General features: G+C 71.3%; 18 protein-coding genes and 1 pseudogene. 11 read left to right on the top strand and 8 right to left on the bottom strand.

Going from position 1 to position 15,750, the window contains the following annotated elements; all coding sequences use genetic code 11:
• Positions 1 to 195: 195 nt before the first annotated feature.
• Positions 196 to 840 (top strand): dihydrofolate reductase family protein, encoded by a 645-nt coding sequence (locus tag ADK41_RS28310; protein WP_030835511.1) that lies wholly within the window; start codon positions 196 to 198, stop codon positions 838 to 840.
• A 146-nt stretch (positions 841 to 986) separates the two neighbouring features.
• Here ADK41_RS28310 and ADK41_RS28305 read toward each other — a convergent pair whose 3' ends face one another.
• Positions 987 to 1,370, bottom strand: a complete 384-nt coding sequence (locus ADK41_RS28305; protein ID WP_234319109.1) for a hypothetical protein — start codon at positions 1,368 to 1,370, stop codon at positions 987 to 989.
• Positions 1,371 to 1,522: 152 nt separating this feature from the next.
• Here ADK41_RS28305 and ADK41_RS44120 point away from each other — a divergent pair, with 152 nt between their 5' ends.
• On the top strand, positions 1,523 to 1,813 hold the full coding sequence (locus tag ADK41_RS44120; protein WP_324604923.1) for an NUDIX hydrolase: 291 nt from the start codon (positions 1,523 to 1,525) through the stop codon (positions 1,811 to 1,813).
• 593 nt (positions 1,814 to 2,406) lie between these two features.
• Here ADK41_RS44120 and ADK41_RS28295 read toward each other — a convergent pair.
• On the bottom strand, positions 2,407 to 2,868 hold the full coding sequence (locus tag ADK41_RS28295; RefSeq protein WP_158717720.1) for a hypothetical protein: 462 nt from the start codon (positions 2,866 to 2,868) through the stop codon (positions 2,407 to 2,409).
• 344 nt (positions 2,869 to 3,212) lie between these two features.
• Between ADK41_RS28295 and ADK41_RS28290 the strand changes: the two genes are divergently transcribed.
• A complete protein-coding gene (locus ADK41_RS28290; protein WP_234319116.1) occupies positions 3,213 to 5,117 on the top strand; it encodes a sensor histidine kinase in 1,905 nt (634 codons plus the stop codon).
• Positions 5,114 to 5,752 (top strand): response regulator transcription factor, encoded by a 639-nt coding sequence (locus tag ADK41_RS28285; protein ID WP_037805247.1) that lies wholly within the window; start codon positions 5,114 to 5,116, stop codon positions 5,750 to 5,752. The genes ADK41_RS28290 and ADK41_RS28285 overlap by 4 nt, the downstream gene beginning before the upstream one ends.
• A gap of 159 nt (positions 5,753 to 5,911) precedes the next feature.
• Here the strand turns inward: ADK41_RS28285 and ADK41_RS28280 are convergent, their stop codons facing one another.
• Both ADK41_RS28280 and bla read right to left on the bottom strand, forming a co-directional pair.
• Positions 5,912 to 6,322 (bottom strand): VOC family protein, encoded by a 411-nt coding sequence (locus ADK41_RS28280; RefSeq protein WP_030835528.1) that lies wholly within the window; start codon positions 6,320 to 6,322, stop codon positions 5,912 to 5,914.
• 99 nt (positions 6,323 to 6,421) lie between these two features.
• The gene (bla, locus tag ADK41_RS28275; protein WP_030835531.1) at positions 6,422 to 7,363 is read right to left on the bottom strand and encodes a class A beta-lactamase; all 942 of its coding nucleotides are present in this window, start codon (positions 7,361 to 7,363) and stop codon (positions 6,422 to 6,424) included.
• 145 nt (positions 7,364 to 7,508) lie between these two features.
• Here bla and ADK41_RS28270 point away from each other — a divergent pair, with 145 nt between their 5' ends.
• The 5 genes from ADK41_RS28270 to ADK41_RS28250 all read left to right on the top strand — a co-directional run bounded on the left by ADK41_RS28270 (position 7,509) and on the right by ADK41_RS28250 (position 13,043).
• On the top strand, positions 7,509 to 8,411 hold the full coding sequence (locus ADK41_RS28270; protein ID WP_030835535.1) for a LysR family transcriptional regulator: 903 nt from the start codon (positions 7,509 to 7,511) through the stop codon (positions 8,409 to 8,411).
• Entirely contained in the window at positions 8,408 to 9,385 is a 978-nt protein-coding gene (locus ADK41_RS28265) for a serine hydrolase (RefSeq protein WP_051843583.1), read from the top strand. Before ADK41_RS28270 ends, ADK41_RS28265 begins: the two co-directional genes overlap by 4 nt.
• Before the next feature lie 172 nt (positions 9,386 to 9,557).
• Positions 9,558 to 10,781: a TolB family protein gene (locus tag ADK41_RS28260; RefSeq protein ID WP_158717721.1), complete on the top strand. Its 1,224-nt coding sequence runs from the start codon at positions 9,558 to 9,560 to the stop codon at positions 10,779 to 10,781.
• Positions 10,782 to 11,011: 230 nt separating this feature from the next.
• Positions 11,012 to 12,082 (top strand): type IV toxin-antitoxin system AbiEi family antitoxin domain-containing protein, encoded by a 1,071-nt coding sequence (locus ADK41_RS28255; RefSeq protein WP_051843585.1) that lies wholly within the window; start codon positions 11,012 to 11,014, stop codon positions 12,080 to 12,082.
• Positions 12,083 to 12,122: 40 nt separating this feature from the next.
• Positions 12,123 to 13,043, top strand: coding sequence for a nucleotidyl transferase AbiEii/AbiGii toxin family protein (locus ADK41_RS28250; protein ID WP_030835548.1), 921 nt, complete (start codon positions 12,123 to 12,125; stop codon positions 13,041 to 13,043).
• Between the two features lie 75 nt (positions 13,044 to 13,118).
• Here the strand turns inward: ADK41_RS28250 and ADK41_RS43515 are convergent.
• Positions 13,119 to 13,214: pseudogene (locus ADK41_RS43515) on the bottom strand (DUF6192 family protein); the annotation flags it as partial.
• Between the two features lie 469 nt (positions 13,215 to 13,683).
• On the opposite strand from ADK41_RS43515, the gene ADK41_RS28245 reads away from it, so the two are divergent.
• Positions 13,684 to 13,962 carry a metal-sensitive transcriptional regulator gene (locus ADK41_RS28245; protein WP_030835551.1) on the top strand — a complete coding sequence of 93 codons (279 nt, stop codon included), beginning with the start codon at positions 13,684 to 13,686 and terminating at the stop codon, positions 13,960 to 13,962.
• A gap of 34 nt (positions 13,963 to 13,996) precedes the next feature.
• Here ADK41_RS28245 and ADK41_RS28240 read toward each other — a convergent pair whose 3' ends face one another.
• Positions 13,997 to 14,293 carry a sulfite exporter TauE/SafE family protein gene (locus ADK41_RS28240; RefSeq protein WP_051843587.1) on the bottom strand — a complete coding sequence of 99 codons (297 nt, stop codon included), beginning with the start codon at positions 14,291 to 14,293 and terminating at the stop codon, positions 13,997 to 13,999.
• A gap of 89 nt (positions 14,294 to 14,382) precedes the next feature.
• Here ADK41_RS28240 and ADK41_RS28235 point away from each other — a divergent pair, with 89 nt between their 5' ends.
• Positions 14,383 to 14,778 (top strand): DUF302 domain-containing protein, encoded by a 396-nt coding sequence (locus ADK41_RS28235; protein ID WP_030835554.1) that lies wholly within the window; start codon positions 14,383 to 14,385, stop codon positions 14,776 to 14,778.
• Between the two features lie 209 nt (positions 14,779 to 14,987).
• On the opposite strand, the gene ADK41_RS28230 is transcribed toward ADK41_RS28235, so the two are convergent.
• Positions 14,988 to 15,254 carry a metal-sensitive transcriptional regulator gene (locus ADK41_RS28230; protein WP_030835557.1) on the bottom strand — a complete coding sequence of 89 codons (267 nt, stop codon included), beginning with the start codon at positions 15,252 to 15,254 and terminating at the stop codon, positions 14,988 to 14,990.
• A gap of 41 nt (positions 15,255 to 15,295) precedes the next feature.
• Entirely contained in the window at positions 15,296 to 15,664 is a 369-nt protein-coding gene (trxA, locus tag ADK41_RS28225) for a thioredoxin (protein ID WP_030835560.1), read from the bottom strand.
• Between the last annotated feature and the right edge of the window lie 86 nt (positions 15,665 to 15,750).

The following is a 15,750-nucleotide window of genomic DNA, read 5'->3' as shown; positions in this document are numbered from 1 at the left end:
GTGAGTGGCCGCGGCGGTCGCCCCGGACACCTCGATGCCGTCCCCGTCCGCGACGGCCAGACCGCCGACGGAGCCGCCGCCCGACGCGCCTCGGAAAAAAGTCGTGGGCCACTGTCGATCCGGCCGTGTCCCGTTCGACGTCATGATGTGCGGCGCCCCGCCGCAGGACGCACGACAGAACCGACGAGGACACGCATGGATCAACTGCTGAGAGTCATGAACTTCAACGTCTCGAGCGACGGCATCGGCGCCGGTGAGCACCAGAGCCTCGAGCAGCCGTTCGGCCTCGACCGTCCCGAGCGGCTGTTCGCGTGGGCCGGCGCCACGGCGAGCTGGCCCATGCGCACGGACCCCGGGGGCAGCCGGGGCCTCGACGACTACTTCACCCGGGACTTCGCGCGCGACATCGGCGCCGAGATCATGGGCCGCAACAAGTTCGGGCCCCAGCGCGGGCCCTGGCACGACCACGAGTGGCGCGGCTGGTGGGGGGAGGAGCCGCCGTTCCACACACCGGTGTTCGTCATGACCCACCACGAGCGTCCTTCGTTCACGCTCTCCGACACCACGTTCCACTTCGTCGGCGGCGACCCGGCCGCGGTCCTCGAGCGGGCGCGGCAAGCGGCGCGGGGCAAGGACGTCCGGCTCGGCGGCGGGGTCACCACCATCCGGCAGTTCCTCGACGCCGGCCTCGTCGACACCCTGCACGTGGCGGTCTCACCGGTGAAGCTCGGATCCGGACTGCGCCTGTGGGAGTCCCCCGACGAACTGCTCGACCGGTTCCACCTGGAGGTCGTGCCCAGCCCGAGCGGCGTGACCCACCACCTCTTCTGGCGAAGGTGACGGAGGCCCACTCGAGTTCGGGCGGCGTCCGTGAGGGGCGGTCCGCCCCTCACGGACGGGCGTGGTGGTGGGCGTCTTCGGGTTCGTCCGGCCAGGCCGCGCTCCGCCCCGCCGCCCTCCTCGTCCGGGCCCGGTGACAGCCCTTGTCAGCGATCACCCACCCAGTGCGCGTCCGCCGGCCAGAACCCCGTGCCGACGAGGTGCTCCACGAGCCCGAACGCCTCATCGACGGGGACGGTGTCCTCATCCGGGTACGCGTCGTCCTGCCCGTTGGAGAGGACGAACCCGCCGCTCAGTCCCGTGGCCTCCGGATCCACGGCGTGCTCGCCGGGATCGCCTTCTTCCCCGAGCGGCATCACCATCGCGCGCTCGGTATGCGTCACGAAGGCCAGTGATCGTCCGGACGAACTGGTCAGCCACGTCTCAAGCCGCCCGCTGTCGATCCTCGCCCGGAGGGCCTCCCGCACCGCTTCGGACGACACGGGGGCAGGGCTGTCGTCATTGATCACCCAGGACTCGATCACAAGCACGACGCTCTCACGGACGGATCCAGGAGACAGTCCCCTGGCGCAGGAACGACTGCCCGACTCGTGTTCCCCACAGCCCTGCCGCTGCCCCGAGCACTGCCTGAGAACCCCGCTACGGTCGAGGTAGCCGGGGCCGGCCCCTATGCTCGCTCCGCATGAGCGAGGGAACGACGCGTGACGCCTCCGTGGTCGTGGCGCGCGACGCGGACGGCCTTGTGGCCCTGCTGAGCGCCGACTTTCCCGCTCACGGAGGTGAGTACCTGTTCCTTCCCGGAGGCCGCCGGGAAGAGGGGGAGACCCCGCTGGAGTGCGCCCGCCGTGAACTCCGCGAGGAAGCAGGCGTCACCGCCCGGAAGTGGCGCTCCCTCGGCTCCCACGCGATCACGCCGGCCTCCCCCGCGCGCGTCCACCTCTTCGAGGCCCGGGACCTGACGCTCGGCCCGTAGCAACTCACCGAGTCCGAAAAGGGCTTCAGGCTCATGTGGTGGCCGATGAACGACGCGCTCCGGGCCGTGCACGAAGGCCGCTTCCTCCTCCCGGCCGGTCCGCTGGCGCTGCTCCTGGCAGAGCAGCGTCCCGCAGTGGAATGCCCTGGGGAGTCGCTCCGTGACATGGGTGCACGCTGATCCGGCAGCGGCGGGCCCTCGCCTACGCATCCGCCACCTGCGCAGCACCTGCCCAGGGCTTGTCCGCGCGGATCCGCCGGCGCCGGTCTGCTCGTACGGGCGTACCGGCCGGGCCGCCATGCCGGTGACAAGGGCAAGCGGCACGCGGTCGACGTGACCCGGTGGGGCAGCCGTATCACGACGGGAGCGGGTGAGCGGCTGCGGCCGCGTGCAGCACGGGACACCTTCCCCGGCTGCCGCAGCCCGGCAGATCCATGTCACCGGTCCGGTGCGGGTGGCTGCGACGTCGGCAATGACGTCGCAGCCACCCGGGCGCCGTCGTCGACGGAGCCGGTGACCCGGGCGCAGTGGGAACGAACGCCCTCGGCCGGACCGGACCGGCTGTCGGCACCCCCGACCCCGCCGACCCGTGCTCAACCCCAGTTCGAACACTGGAAGGTCGTGCCGTCCCTCCAGCCGAGGCAGACCCGGAAGTGGACGTCCTTCGTCGGGTACCGGGACTTGTAGTAGGACGAGATCACCTGGCCGTCGTTGATGTCGCAGTCCACCGCCGGCGAGCGGTAGTGCCAGTGGTCGGACCAGGAACCGCCGGTCTTGACCTTGTAGCGCACCTCGGTGACGGCGCACCAGCCGTCGTTGACCAGATCCCTGGCGCCGGCGTGGACCTCGACGTTCCCGCCGCTCCAGTCGACCCTGCCCCACCCGTCGGCTTGTTCGCTGTTGGTGGGATAGCTGACCCAGCCCGTGGCACGGCTGTTGGACAGGCCGCTCCAGCCGCTGGTCCTGATCCAGTCGTCTGTGTCGTGGGCCTGTGCGGGAACAGAGGCTGCGAGGACGAGGCCGGCCACGGCGGCCCCCAACAGAAGGCGTTTCACGCGCTGTCTCCCTTCGTACGTGCGGGACGATCGATGCCCCGTTCGGTTTCCGGACCCGTACCGGGCCCGGGTACGACCCCGGGTCATCGCGACGGGCACAACGTACGCACCACCGCCCAGGCGGACATCGGGGCAGGCCCTGAGGCTGGAACCGGCCACCGGACGCGACGCATCCGGCCGTCCGTCGCGCAGTGCGGCCGTCGCCGGGATCTCACGGCACCGGTGTCCGGATGCTTCCGCTTCCGCTGGCGTGCCGACGCTCGGGTTCGTATGGTCGCCCTGTCATCGTCCGGAGCGGGGCGCGGAGCTTTGGACGGCGTGTGCGGGGGAGGGCGTTGGCAGCGGTGACAGCGGCGGCCGTGACGCCGGCGGAGCGGCATGGGTGGCGGCTGCCCACCGGGGTGGTGGCGGCTCTGGCGACGGGGTGCTGCGGAGCCTGGGCCTATGGGAGAGCAGGGGCCTCCTGGACCGATGTGCTGCGGGACCTGACCGTGGGCTGGTCCTACGCCGCTGCCGGACTCGTCGCCTGGTGGCGCAGACCGGGCAACGGCACCGGCCCGCTGATGCTCGCCGAGGGACTGACCTGGTTCCTGGGCAATCTGCAGGGAACGGCCGTGCCGGGCCTCTTCGCCGTCGGGGCCTGGACGGAGGCACTGAATCTGGCTGTTCTCGCCCACCTCCTCCTGGCCTACCCCGAAGGGCGCCTGACGACGGTCACGGACCGGCGCGTCGTCTCCGCCGGTTACCTTCTCGTCGGCGTGGGCGGACTGATCCGTACGCTCCTCTACGATCCGGCGGCCGTCGGCACGGCCAGTTACCTCAACTGCCGCACTTGTGGTCCGAACGCGCTACTGCTCCACTCCGACCCGGGCCTCTTCGCCGCTGTCGACCTCGGCTACCGGTGGCTGGGCGTGGTGCTCACCCTGCTCTGCGTCACCCGGCTCGTGAGCCGCTGGCGCGGCGGCGGACCGGCGCGCCGGCGTGCGCTGATACCCGCCTGGATCGCGGTCGCCGTGGCCGTCGCGTTCATCGGCTGGGAAATGCTCTACGTTCTGGCGCCCGGTGCGCTGGGCCCCGCCGCGACCGCCCTGGCCCTGCCCTCCGACCTGAGTCAGATCGCCGTCCCCTTCGCTTTCCTGGCCGGGCTGCTGCGGATGCGGCTACGTCGCGCCGCCATCGCCGATCTGGTCACCGAGGCAGCCGCCGGCCCCGGTCTGCGGCGCCTGCAGGAGGCCCTGGCCCGCGCGCTCGGCGACCCGTCGGCGCAACTGGGGCTGCGGACCGAAGGAGGAAGCGCCGCGGGTTCCGGAGGCTCCGGGGACACGGACGAGACGCGCGGGTGGGACGGCATCGAGGTCCTCGACGCCGTCCCACCCGCCTACATCGACCCCTACGGTCGTCCGCTGTTCCCGCCGGCCCTCGGCGAAACCGGACGGAGCGTCACCCCGGTGGGTGACACGGCGGACGAGGATCCCCACTCCGCGGTCCTCGTGCACGACTCCGCCCTCGACGACGAACCCGAACTACTGGCCGCCGCCGGTGCCGCCGTACGACTGTGTCTGCGCGCCGTGCGGCTGCGCGCGGAGATCCGGGCGAGGGAGGAGCGGACCGCCGAGGTCCGTTCCCGGTTGCTGCGGGCCGCCGACGACCAGCGGCGGGAACTGGAACGGAACCTGCACGACGGGGCGCAGACCCGTCTCGTCCTGGCCCTGATGACGCTGCGCCGGGCGGGTTCACTCCTCGTGCGGGGCGACGGGAGGGACGACAGGACCGGGGAGGAGGACGCGGCGCTGCGCCGGGCGGTCGTCGAGGCCGAGAAGACCCTGCGCCAGGCACTGGAGGACCTCCGGGAGCTCGCCCAGGGCATCCATCCGGCCCTGCTGACACGCGAGGGCATCGGCCCCGCCGTCACCGCGGTCGCGGAACGGTCCCCCCTGCCTGCCGAGGTGACCGCCGAGCCCGGCCGGTACCCGCCGTTCATCGAGTCCGCCGCCTACTTCACCGTCTGCGAGGCACTGTCGAACACCGTCAAGCACGCCCGTGCCGAACGGGTGCGGATCTCCGTGCGGAGGGAGGGCGCACTGCTGGTCGTCGAGGTCACCGACGACGGTACCGGCGGCGCGGACCCCGCCGGCGGCACCGGACTGAGCCTGCTCGCCGACCGGTTGGCAGCGGCGGGCGGGGTGCTGCGGGTCTGTGACGGCCCAGAGGGCGGCACCCGGGTCAGGGCGGAGCTGCCGTGCGCGTGATCGTGGCAGAGGACTCCGCCCTCCTCAGAGAAGGGCTGGTGAAACTGCTCACCGAGGCCGGCATCGAGGTCGTCGGCGAGACCGGCGACTGCGAGGGCCTGCCGCAGATGGTCGCCGACCGGGCCCCCGAGGTGGTCATGCTGGACATCCGCATGCCCCCGTCCCACACCGACGAGGGCATCAGGGCGGCGGCCGGTCTTCGGGAGCGCTTCCCAGGCGTCGGGGTGCTCCTGCTCTCGCAGTACGTGGAGACCGGCGGCCCGCTGCGCGCACTCGCCGCCTCCCCCCGCGGGTTCGGCTACCTGCTGAAGGAACGCGTCGCCGACTTCGGTGAACTGCACGACGCCCTGGTGCGGGTGGCGGCGGGAGAGTCCGTCATCGACTCACAGGTGGTCGCCCGGCTGCTCGGCCGCAAACGGTCCGACAGCGCCGTCGACGAGCTCACAGACCGCGAGCGGGAGGTGCTCGCCGTCATGGCCGAGGGCCGCTCCAACGAGGCCATCACCCGGTGTCTGGCCATCAGCGGCAAGACGCTGGAGACCCACATCCGCAGCATCTTCACCAAGTTCGGGCTGGAGCCCGACACCCAGTACCACCGGCGGGTCCAGGCCGTGATCACCTACCTTCGGGTCTGACCACCCGCCGGCCTCCTGGAACAGTTGCACCGGAAGCGCCCCGCTTTCTCTCCGGTGCCGTCGAGCCGAGCACCCCGCAGGGTCTCCTGCCCTCGAAACGAAGTGACCGTTCCCGTCGCGGCCCTCAGCGAACGGCTGTGACCAGCACGTTCGCGACGTCTACGCGTTGGACCAGGTGCGGTGGGACAGCACCAGCAGATAGCCGTCGGGGTCCTGGAGCGTCACGCCCCAGGTGTCCCAGTACGGGTTGTGAGCCGGTACGCGCTTCCCGCCGTGCCGCTCGAGCCGCCCCACCAGGGAGTCGGGCACCGGTTCGCCGAGGTAGACGACCAGGAGGTCCTCGGGGGTCGGCCGCGGCTCCAGGGGAGCCGCGGGATCGTGGACGAGTTCCAGATGCCAGCCGGCATCGGGCCAGCCGACCATGAGGAGCGAGCTCTCTCCCGGGGCGCCGTCCGCCGCGTGCCGGTACAGGACGTCGAGGCCGAGGCCCGAGACCCAGAAGCGTTCCGCTGCCCGGAGGTCACGCGAGGGCCGGGCCAGGCGGATGTGGGCTGCGGCGTCGGCCGGCATGGTCGTACCTCCTGCTGATGAGGGCGGGCCCGGCGTGAGCCGGCGGCCGTGTCCGGGGCCACGGGTGGCAGCGAGCTTAGGAGAGCGAGTGACCGTGTGCTAGCGGCCCAGGGCGTCGGCCGCCACGGTGGCGGCCTTGGCGACCAGGGCGTCGCGGCGGTCGGCGCCCTCCTTGCCGCGGGTGGACATGACCGCCATGACGACGGGGTTGCCGCCGTCCTCCGGCCACACCACGGCGATGTCGTTGCGGCCCCCGTATCCGGCGGAGCCGCTCTTGTCGGCCACGTCCCAGCCGTCGGGAACACCCGCCCTGATGAGCGTCCGGCCGGTCGTGTTCGTCGTCATCCACTGCCGGAGGAGCTCACGTTCGTCCCGCTTCAGGGCGTCGCCGAGCAGGAACGCCCGCAGGCTCTCCGCCATCGCGCGCGGTGTGCTCGTGTCGCGGATGTCGCCCGGTGCGGCGTCGTTCAGCTCCGGCTCGTACCGGTCCATCTCGGTGACGTCGTCGCCGAACTCCTCCAGCACCTTCTCCAGGCCGTCGGGGCCGCCGAGTTCGTCGAGGAGCAGGTTGACCGCCGTGTTGTCGCTGTACCAGAGAGCGGCGGCACACAGATCCCGCAGACTCATGCCGGTCCCGACGAAGTTCTCGGTCACCGGCGAGTACGCGACCAGGTCGCCCCGCGCGTACGTGACCACCTTGTCGATGCCGCCCGTTCCGTGCTTCCGGAGGACGGCGCCCGCCGCCAGCGCCTTGAACGTGGAGGCGTACGCGAACCGGTCGTCCGCCCGGTAGCCGACCGACCGGCCCGTGCCGGTGTCCAGGGCGTAGACGCCGAGCCGCGCGTCGAACTCCCGCTCCAGTGCCCGGAACTCGGGAGCGGTGGGTTTCGTGGCCGCGGCCGGCGATGCCGACCGCTTCGAGGCGGCCGGTGCGCCGGGCCCGGACGCGGTCTGCTGACCGCATGCCGGAAGGGCGACGAGCGCGAGTGAGCCGGCCACCGCCCAGGCGGCGCCCCGGCGGATGCGAAGCGAGTACGTCATGGAATGGAACTCCAAGCCGTTGAAGGACAAACGGACCGTGCGAGTCCGGGGAAAGCCCTGGACGGCGACCACTCTCCGGCCGGTGGGCCGCCGAGGTCCAAGACGCGGACGTTCGGCTCCATGCCGTTTTGGCATAGTAGGACGCGTGGATCTTGTTGCGGCATGCCGCGCGTTCGTCAGTGTGAGTGAGCACGGCAGTTTCACGGTGGGCGCGGCAGCGGTCCGCACGGCCCAGTCCGTCGTGAGCCGCCGCGTCGCCGCGTTGGAGCAGCGCCTGGGCGAGCGGCTGCTGGACCGGTCGTCGCGGGCGGTGACGCTGACGCCGTTCGGCCGGGACATGCTGCCGTCGGCGAGGCAGCTCGTGCAGTCGGCCGATCGGTTCGAGAACGAGGCGGAGGCCGTGCGGCGCCGGCCACTGCGGCTCGCCGTTCCCGCCATCTGTCCCACCGGAGCCCTCGCCCGCCTCATCGCGGAGGCGCACGGCCACGGAGTCCTCCTCGACCCGTGTCCCGCGGGGCCCGCGGAGCGCTCCGACCTCGTCACGTCCCGGCAGGTGCGTGCGGCGCTGCTCGCGGTGGCCCCCACCGGGGCGGCCTGGACGGTGCCGCTGGGACTGGCGGTCGCGGACGATCCGCGAGGGCCGGTCTACCTGGACAGCCTGCGCCCCGGCCGGACCGACCGCGACCGGCGGCCGCGGCGCGTGCTGCTCCAGCCGGAGGACGACGTGCCGCACGTCCGGGACCGTCTCGTCCGCCTGCGCGACGCCGTCGGGCTGCGCCCGGCCCAACTGGCCGTCGCACCCGCCGTGGCCGCCGCCGCGGCGGACGTGCTGAGCAGGGGCGACGCACTGCTGTGCTCGGCCGCGCAGGCCCGCGAACTCCGCCTCCACTGGCGACCTGTCGGCGAGCTCGGTCCCGGCTTCGCACGAGGTTTCTCCCTGGCCGTGGCGGACGAGTCGGACGCCGACGCGATCCGCCTGCGCCAGGCCTGCGCATGCGGCATCGCCCGGTGCCTCGGCGCCACGGAGCACCCGGAGGCGGCCGCATGACCACGGGCACCGAGAGGCTGCTCGGGGAGCTCCGCCGGACGCTGCGCGACGGCGGGCTGTACGGCTCGTTCCTCGTCCGGGACCTGGAGACGGGCGACGAGATCGGTATCGACCCCGACATCGAGTTGCCCGTCGCGTCCCTCGTGAAGATCCCGCTCGCCCTGGTGACACTGGAACGCATCCGGCGCGGGGAACTCGACGGCGCCGCGGTGATCGTGGTGCCGCCCGGGCGGATCACCACCCCCGGCCCGACCGGCCTCAGCCGGTTCCGGCACGCCGCCCACGTCGCCGTGGAGGACCTGCTCTACCTCAGCACCTGCATCAGCGACAACAGCGCCGCCGACGCCCTCTTCGCACTCACCCCGCCCGCCCGGGTCGGGGCGTTCCTGCACGAGTTCGGGCTGCGCGGCATCGCCGTCCGGCACACCATGCGCGAGCTGGCGGAGACCCCGGTGGAGCGTTTCGACCCGGCGGACGTACACCTCGCGCACGCCCTCGCGATCGACGCCGGCACCCCCGGGCGCGGCCACCGGGTGCCGCAACTCGACATCTCACGCGCCAACACCGGGACGGCGCGGGCCTTCGTCGACCTCCTGCAGGCACTCTGGCGGTCGCGGCCCGGTACCGGGGGCGCCGAGCCCCCGGCGATCCACCCCGACGTCGCGGCACGGGTGCGCGGCCTCATGGCCGACAACCTCGTGCGCAACCGCCTCGCCCCGGACTTCGACTCCGACGCCTCCACGTGGTCGTCCAAGACGGGCATGCTGCTCAACCTGCGCCACGAGGTCGGCGTCGTCGAACACGCCGACGGCCAGACCTATGCCGTGGCCGTCCTGACCGAGTCACGGGTGGCCGCCGGCAGGCAGCCGGGCGCCGACGCCCTCATGGGTCAGGTGGCCCGGCGCCTGCGTGACGAACTCCGCTCGAGAGGGGTTCAGGGACCCGGACCAAGGGCCTCGTGCGGGCCTCCTTGATCACCGCCGAACACGCCCCCTGGTCCTGGTCACCGGGAACCCGGCGGCCCTGACGCCCGAAGCGCGCCCAGGGTTGTACGTCATCGAACCGATTGCCCGCGTCGGGCCCGCTGCGTTTGTATCGCGGAGTGCCTCCGCAGGGGGCGGGGGCCACGGATGTCCGGGAGGGGACGTGCGAAGACTTTCACCCGCGGTGGCGGGCGCGTTGGGGGCCGGTCTGCTGGCGGCGCTGCTGCCGATGGGGACGGCGGGCGCCGACACCGGGGACGGTGGGACGGCGACGACACGGATCAGTGTGGGCGTCGACGGGACGCAGAGCGACGACACGTCGTTCAACTCGGTGATCAGCAGGAACGGCCGCTACATCGCCTTCGTCTCGCGGGCGACGAACCTCGTGCCCTCCGACCCGGTCCCGTCCGGTCTTCAGACGTACCTGCGCGACCTGCACGAAGGCACGCTGGAGCGGGTGACCCTCGACGGCGCCCCGGCGGACGTGTACGACTTCAGCGCCTCGGGGGACCGGATGCTGTTCAGGTCGTCCAACGGCCTGTACGTGCGCGACCTGCCGACGGGCCTCACCCGGCGGGTGGACCTCGACCTCGGTGAGTTCACCGGCGGCTCCCCGTCCGGCGCCCGCATCAGCGGCTCCGGCCGCCACGTCGTGTTCACCCAGAGCCGCCCCTCGGGGGTGACGGCGGCCGAGGGCTCGCGGGTGTACGTACGCGACCTGCTGGACGGCACGACGGAGTGGGTGAGCCACCCCAACACCGCGACCGAGACGTACTACGCGGGCAACCCCGTCATCAGCGACGACGGGCAGCGCATCGCGTACACCGACGTCAGGTACTTCCCCAAGGGCCCCGGGAAGGGCCACGCCTACCTCCTCGACCGGAGCACCGGCGAACGGCAGACGGTGGACGTCTCGCAGGACGGATCGACGCCGGAGCGGGCCGTGAGCGGGCTGTCGTTGAGCGCGGACGGCAGCCTGGTGCTCTTCCACCGCTCCGACGGAAGTACGGTGACGGCGAACGACCAGAAGTCGACCACCTTCCTCCGCGAGCTGTCGACCGGTACCACCCGGCCGATCCCGTTCAGCCAACCCACCAGCTACGGCTCGCTCAGCGCCGACGGTCGTTTCGTGCTCTTCATGGCGGGCGTCGCCGGCCCGAACACGGGGCCGCTTCCGCCGCTCTTCCAGTGGGACCGGGAGACGGGTCAGGGGCGGCTCGTGACCGTCACGAAGGACGGCGGTCCGGCCACCGGCTATCCCGGGCGGGTGGCGATGACCGGCGACGGCGGCACGTTCGTCTTCGAATCGCTCGACTCCGACATCGTTCCCGGCGACACCAACCGCACCTGGGACGTCTTCGCGCGGACCCTTCCGCCCGCGCCCTGAGGCACCCGTGGCACGAGGACGTACGAGGCATCGCGCCCGAGCCGTACCGGTGCGCCGGCACAGCGAAGAGGTCGGCCGGAGTCCTTCGTGCTCCGGCCGATGCCTCCCTCACCCGCCGAAGGGAGCATTCGTCCAGATGGGCAGAGAAAGTTACAGGTCGTTGGATTAAGCGCAGTGTTTGTTACGCCCTGAATGTAAAAAACTCTGCACTAGTGGGTAATCTTCTCTGTATGGATCGTGCTGAGCAGCTGGCGACGTTGTCGGGCATGGCCGCCGATCAGTGGGGGCTGGTGACCTCCGCGCAAGCCAGGAGTCTGGGCGTCGGGGGCGTCCAGCTCATGCGGCTGACGGAAGTCGGCCTGCTGGAGAACGTGGGCCGTGGTGTCTATGCCCTGGCGGCTGCCGGCCTGCCCCGACACTTGGAGATCAAGGTGGCCTGGCTGCGCCTGCAGCCCGGCGTTCCCGCGTGGGAGCGCCCCCTGGGTGGCCAGGACTCGGGTGTCGTCTCCCACGCTTCCGCCTGCCAGGTGCACGGCCTCGGCGACATTCCCGCCCCGGACGTGGAGATCAGTGTGCCGCGCCGCCGCACGACCACCGAACCGTTCGTCCGGCTGCGCACCGCTTGCCCGGACGCCGAGGACATCACCATTGTCGACGGTCTGCCGGTGACCACCGCGACGCGCACCGTCGTCGATCTCCTGCGCGCCAGGACCGACGGTGGCCATGTCGGCGGTGTGATCGCCGACGCGGAGCGCCGCGACCTCGTGGACATCGGCGTGCTGGCAGACGCGGTCCAGCCGTATGCCCACAAGTACGGCCTGCCCGCAGCGGCCACGGGTCACGAACTCATCGAGCATCTGGTGGGCCAGGCAGGGCGGTCCCTTTGCTCCCAGGAAGTCGCCCGCGCCGGAGTGGCGCTGGCGCGGTACCTCGACGCTCAGATCCATGCCGCCGATGCGGTGAAGCCCTTCCTGGAAGTCCTGAGGGGAGAGGCGTACGCTTCCCTGTTCCGGAACATCGCCGCGCAGCAGTCCGAGACCTTGGCGCCACTCGGAAAGGCCATGCCCGGACTCTCTCCTGCGTTGCGCGCTCTCCAGCCCCAGCGGGAGACACTGTCGCCCTTTGCCGGAGCGCTCAAGGACGCCATGTCCTCCTCCGGAGCCGCGGAAGCGTTCCCACGCGCGCCACAGCACCCGGAAGCGGAAGATTCGGGCAGCATGGAGGAACCCGACTCGGGGGACGATTCCGCGCCAGACGGCAATAAGTCAAAAGAGAGGAGGTGCAGGCATGATCCTGTATAAAGTCGGCTGTTCCAGGGAGTAGTTGGGGAGCAAGTCGTACGTGGCCAAGAGCTATGCGAGTCCGTCAGCGTTCCGAGCAGCACTGACGCAGTCCGCGAAGAACATGTCGAAGAAGACCGGCATGAGCGTCTCCGATCTCATGAAGATCTTCTACTTCAACCGTCTGGCCGCTCGCGTTTTCATCAAGGAACCCGACGGCTGGCTCATCAAGGGTGGCCAGGCACTGCTCGTCCGTTACCGGGGGGCCGCCCGGCTCAGTCAGGACATCGACCTGCAGTGTGCCGATCCGGACCGCAGCGCCGAGGAAGCCAGGGAATTCGTCGTCGAGGCAGCCTCCCTTGACCTCGGCGACCACCTGCGGTACGTCGCCGGCAAGTTCCTCGGTCACAGTGACGAAGGGCGCGGCGGGGCGCAGTACTTCCAGGTCTTCCTCGGATCGGCCAACGTCGCCACCATCAAAGTCGATCTCGTCGTCGGCCGCACCTTGGCCGGCACTCCCGAGGTCCGCACTTTGAAGTCCGCCGTCGACATCGAGTGGCCTGTCGACTGGCCTGAGGTCCGCCTCTACCCCGTCATCGACCATCTAGCGGACAAGATCTGCGCCATGTACGAGCGGCACGGTCAAAACGGCGAACACGGATCCAACCGTTACCGTGACCTGGCCGACCTCCTCCTGATCAGCCAGCAGGAGACCGTACCCGGTCCAGCCGCCTGTCGAGCCCTCCATCGCGAAGTGGACCGTCGGCGCAGCCTCGGCATCCGCGTCGTACCTCCCGTCGTGTTCAAGGCCCCCGGCCCCGACTGGCACGACGGATATCCCCGGCAAGCCGCCATCGTTCTCGGTCTACAGGGTTGCAGCAGCTTTGCCGAAGCGGCCGCGGCGGCCGGAGCTTTCCTCAACCCCGTGCTCAGCGGAACAGCACATGGCACGTGGATCCCTCACCAGAGGTCATGGACCTGACCCACCGACCCGGCAGTCCGAGCACGCACACGTCGGGCCGCCGCCGATCTGCGCTCCGAGGCGCGCAGCACCGCCCTATTCGCCTTGCGGGAGGCGGGCCGGTTCGCCGTCGCCGTCGACCTTGCCGGTGTCGACGGCCGTCTCGATCCAGTCGAGGGCGGCGCGGACCCGCAGCCTTGCCGGCGCCCTCGGACACCCAGTCGGGCCAAGACCCAAAGCTACTCAAAACCGAGGATCGAGAACAGGTACTTACGGCCGGGCCGTCGGCGTCGCTCCTGGCGGAAGGGCGCTCCGCAGTCGGATGACGTACCGCCCCTCACCGCCAGCCGACCGAAGAGCGTCCCCGGCTTCATCGTCCTGTCTGACGCCGGGTTGCCGAACGGCCGCACGCCTGGATCATGCTCACGTCCAGGCGAATCACCCGTCGAAGCTTCCACAGAATCGGTGGGGCCGGTCCGTTCCCTGGGACTGGCGGCGGTCGCGGCGCGCTCGCGGCGTAGGTTCTCAGGCGCTCGGCGGCCGGGGCGGGATCGATGACGACGGGGGTGCTGCTGTGCGTGAGGTTGCTTTTCGTCTTTTCGTCCGGGAGAAGCACTGAACGGACTAGAATACCCCTTGGGGTATCAATGAAGGAGGATGCGTGGAACTGGACATGGCGGCCGAGGAGCTGAAGAGCGTGCTCAACCGGCTGCGCCGGGCGCAGGGCCAGATCGCGGGGATCATCAGGATGATCGAGGAGGGGCGGGACTGCGAGGACGTGATCACGCAGCTCGCGGCGGTCTCCCGGGCGCTGGACCGGGCCGGTTTCGCGATCATCGCGACGGGGTTGCAGCACTGCATGACCCAGGAGGGGCAGATGGACGGCGACCGGGACCGGATGCGCGCCCGGCTGGAGAAGCTGTTCCTGTCGCTGGCCTGAGCACCGGCCCGCCGGCTTGAGGCGGCGTCTCACGTCACCGCGTCGGCGAGCATGAAGGCGGCCACGGCCGGCGGGAGGAGCGCGAAGACCCGTTGCGGGCGGGTGCGGAGACCTTCGCGGCGAGGCGTTCGCCGTCCCGGTCGCCCAGGAGGGCGGCGGCGACGAAGGGGCCGACGACCGTCCGGTCGAGGGAGACGGCGGCGCTCGGGCGAGTGGCGGGCGAGGCCGGGGAGCCGGCCGTGACGGCCGGCGGGCTGGTGCCGACGGCGGCCCGCGTCTCGCAGACCAGGGCGGTGACCAGGGCGGGCACGGCCAGGAAGCCGCCGCCCACGCCCGGCAGCCCGGTATCGCGTCCACCGCGACGGGTACCTGGCGGGGTAGCGAGGAAGCAGGCCTTCCGCACCGAAGGAGCAGCGCACCGTGTCCTACGACCGCACCGTCCGCCTGACCGGCACCGACTTCGACGCCGCCGTCACCGCCGTGCGCCGGGCCCTGGCCGACCAGGGCTTCGGCGTCCTCACCGAGATCGACGTCAAGGCCACCCTCAAGGCCAAGCTCGACCACGACATGGAGGACTACCTGATCCTCGGCGCCTGCAACCCGCCGCTCGCCCACCAGGCCCTGGAGGCCGACCGCTCCATCGGCCTGCTCCTGCCCTGCAACGTCGTCGTCCGCCGCGACGGCGACCACACCCTCGTCCAGGCGCTCGACCCGGGCACCATGGTCACCCTCACCGGCCTGCCCGCCCTGGAACCGGTCGCCGCCGACGCCACGGCCAGGCTGGACGCGGCCCTGAACGCCCTCTCCGCCGCCTGACCTCCCCGGGCCGGGAGGGGGAGAGGACAGGGCTGGTCCTCGACATGCCGTACGAGGCCGTCCACGGGCTTTGGGCCGTGAGGGGCGCGGGTTCTCGCCGGCCCGCACACCGGCACGGTCCGCGACTGCCGGGGAAACCGGTTCCGGGCGCCTCCTGCGGCGCCGTCGGAGCCGATCCCCGATGAGGGGCGGAAGCGTCGGGAAAGAGGTCAGGAGAGGGAGAGGAAGAGCTTCTCCATCTTCTGGGTGTCGAGGCTTTCGGCTCCGCCCTCCTGGGTCAGGCACTGCTTGAGTCCGCTGGCGACGATGGCGAAGCCGGCCCGGTCCAGCGCGCGGTTGACCGCGGCGAGCTGGGTGACGACGTCCTCGCAGTCGCGTCCTTCCTCCAGCATGCGCACGACGCCGGCGAGCTGACCCTGGGCGCGCTTGAGCCGGTTGGCTGCCGACCGCACCTGGTCGGCGGGGAGCTGGACCATGGGGTGTTCCTCTCGAAGGGCGGGCCGGGGACCGGCTGCGGTCACCGGCCGGGGCTCTGGGCGGTGAGGGAGGCGCGCACCTCGTCCATGTCGAGCTCGCGGACGGCGGTGATCAGCTGGTCCAGGGCCCGGGGCGGCAGGGCGCCGGGCTGGGAGAAGACCAGGACGCCTTCCCGGAAGACCATCAGGGTGGGGATCGAGGTGATGTCCGCGGCGGCGGCGAGGGCCTGCTCGGCCTCGGTGTCGACCTTGCCGAAGACGATGTCGGTGTGGACCTCGGAGGCCTTCTCGTAGACGGGGGCGAACATCCGGCACGGTCCGCACCAGGCGGCCCAGAAGTCGACGAGGACGATGTCGTTGTCGGTGACGGTGTTCTCGAAGTCCGCGGCGGTCAGGGCGACGGTGCTCATGGGACGGTTCCTTCCGTTTCACCGGAGTGGTGGCTTTTTATACCCCCTGGGGTAATGAACGCGGTGTGGGAGCGGGACATTCCCCG

It is taken from the genome of Streptomyces caelestis, assembly GCF_001279005.1.
Classification (GTDB): Bacteria; Actinomycetota; Actinomycetes; order Streptomycetales; family Streptomycetaceae; genus Streptomyces; species Streptomyces heliomycini.
Note: the sequence above shows the minus strand (reverse complement) of the source record. Positions and strands in the feature narration are given on the sequence as shown.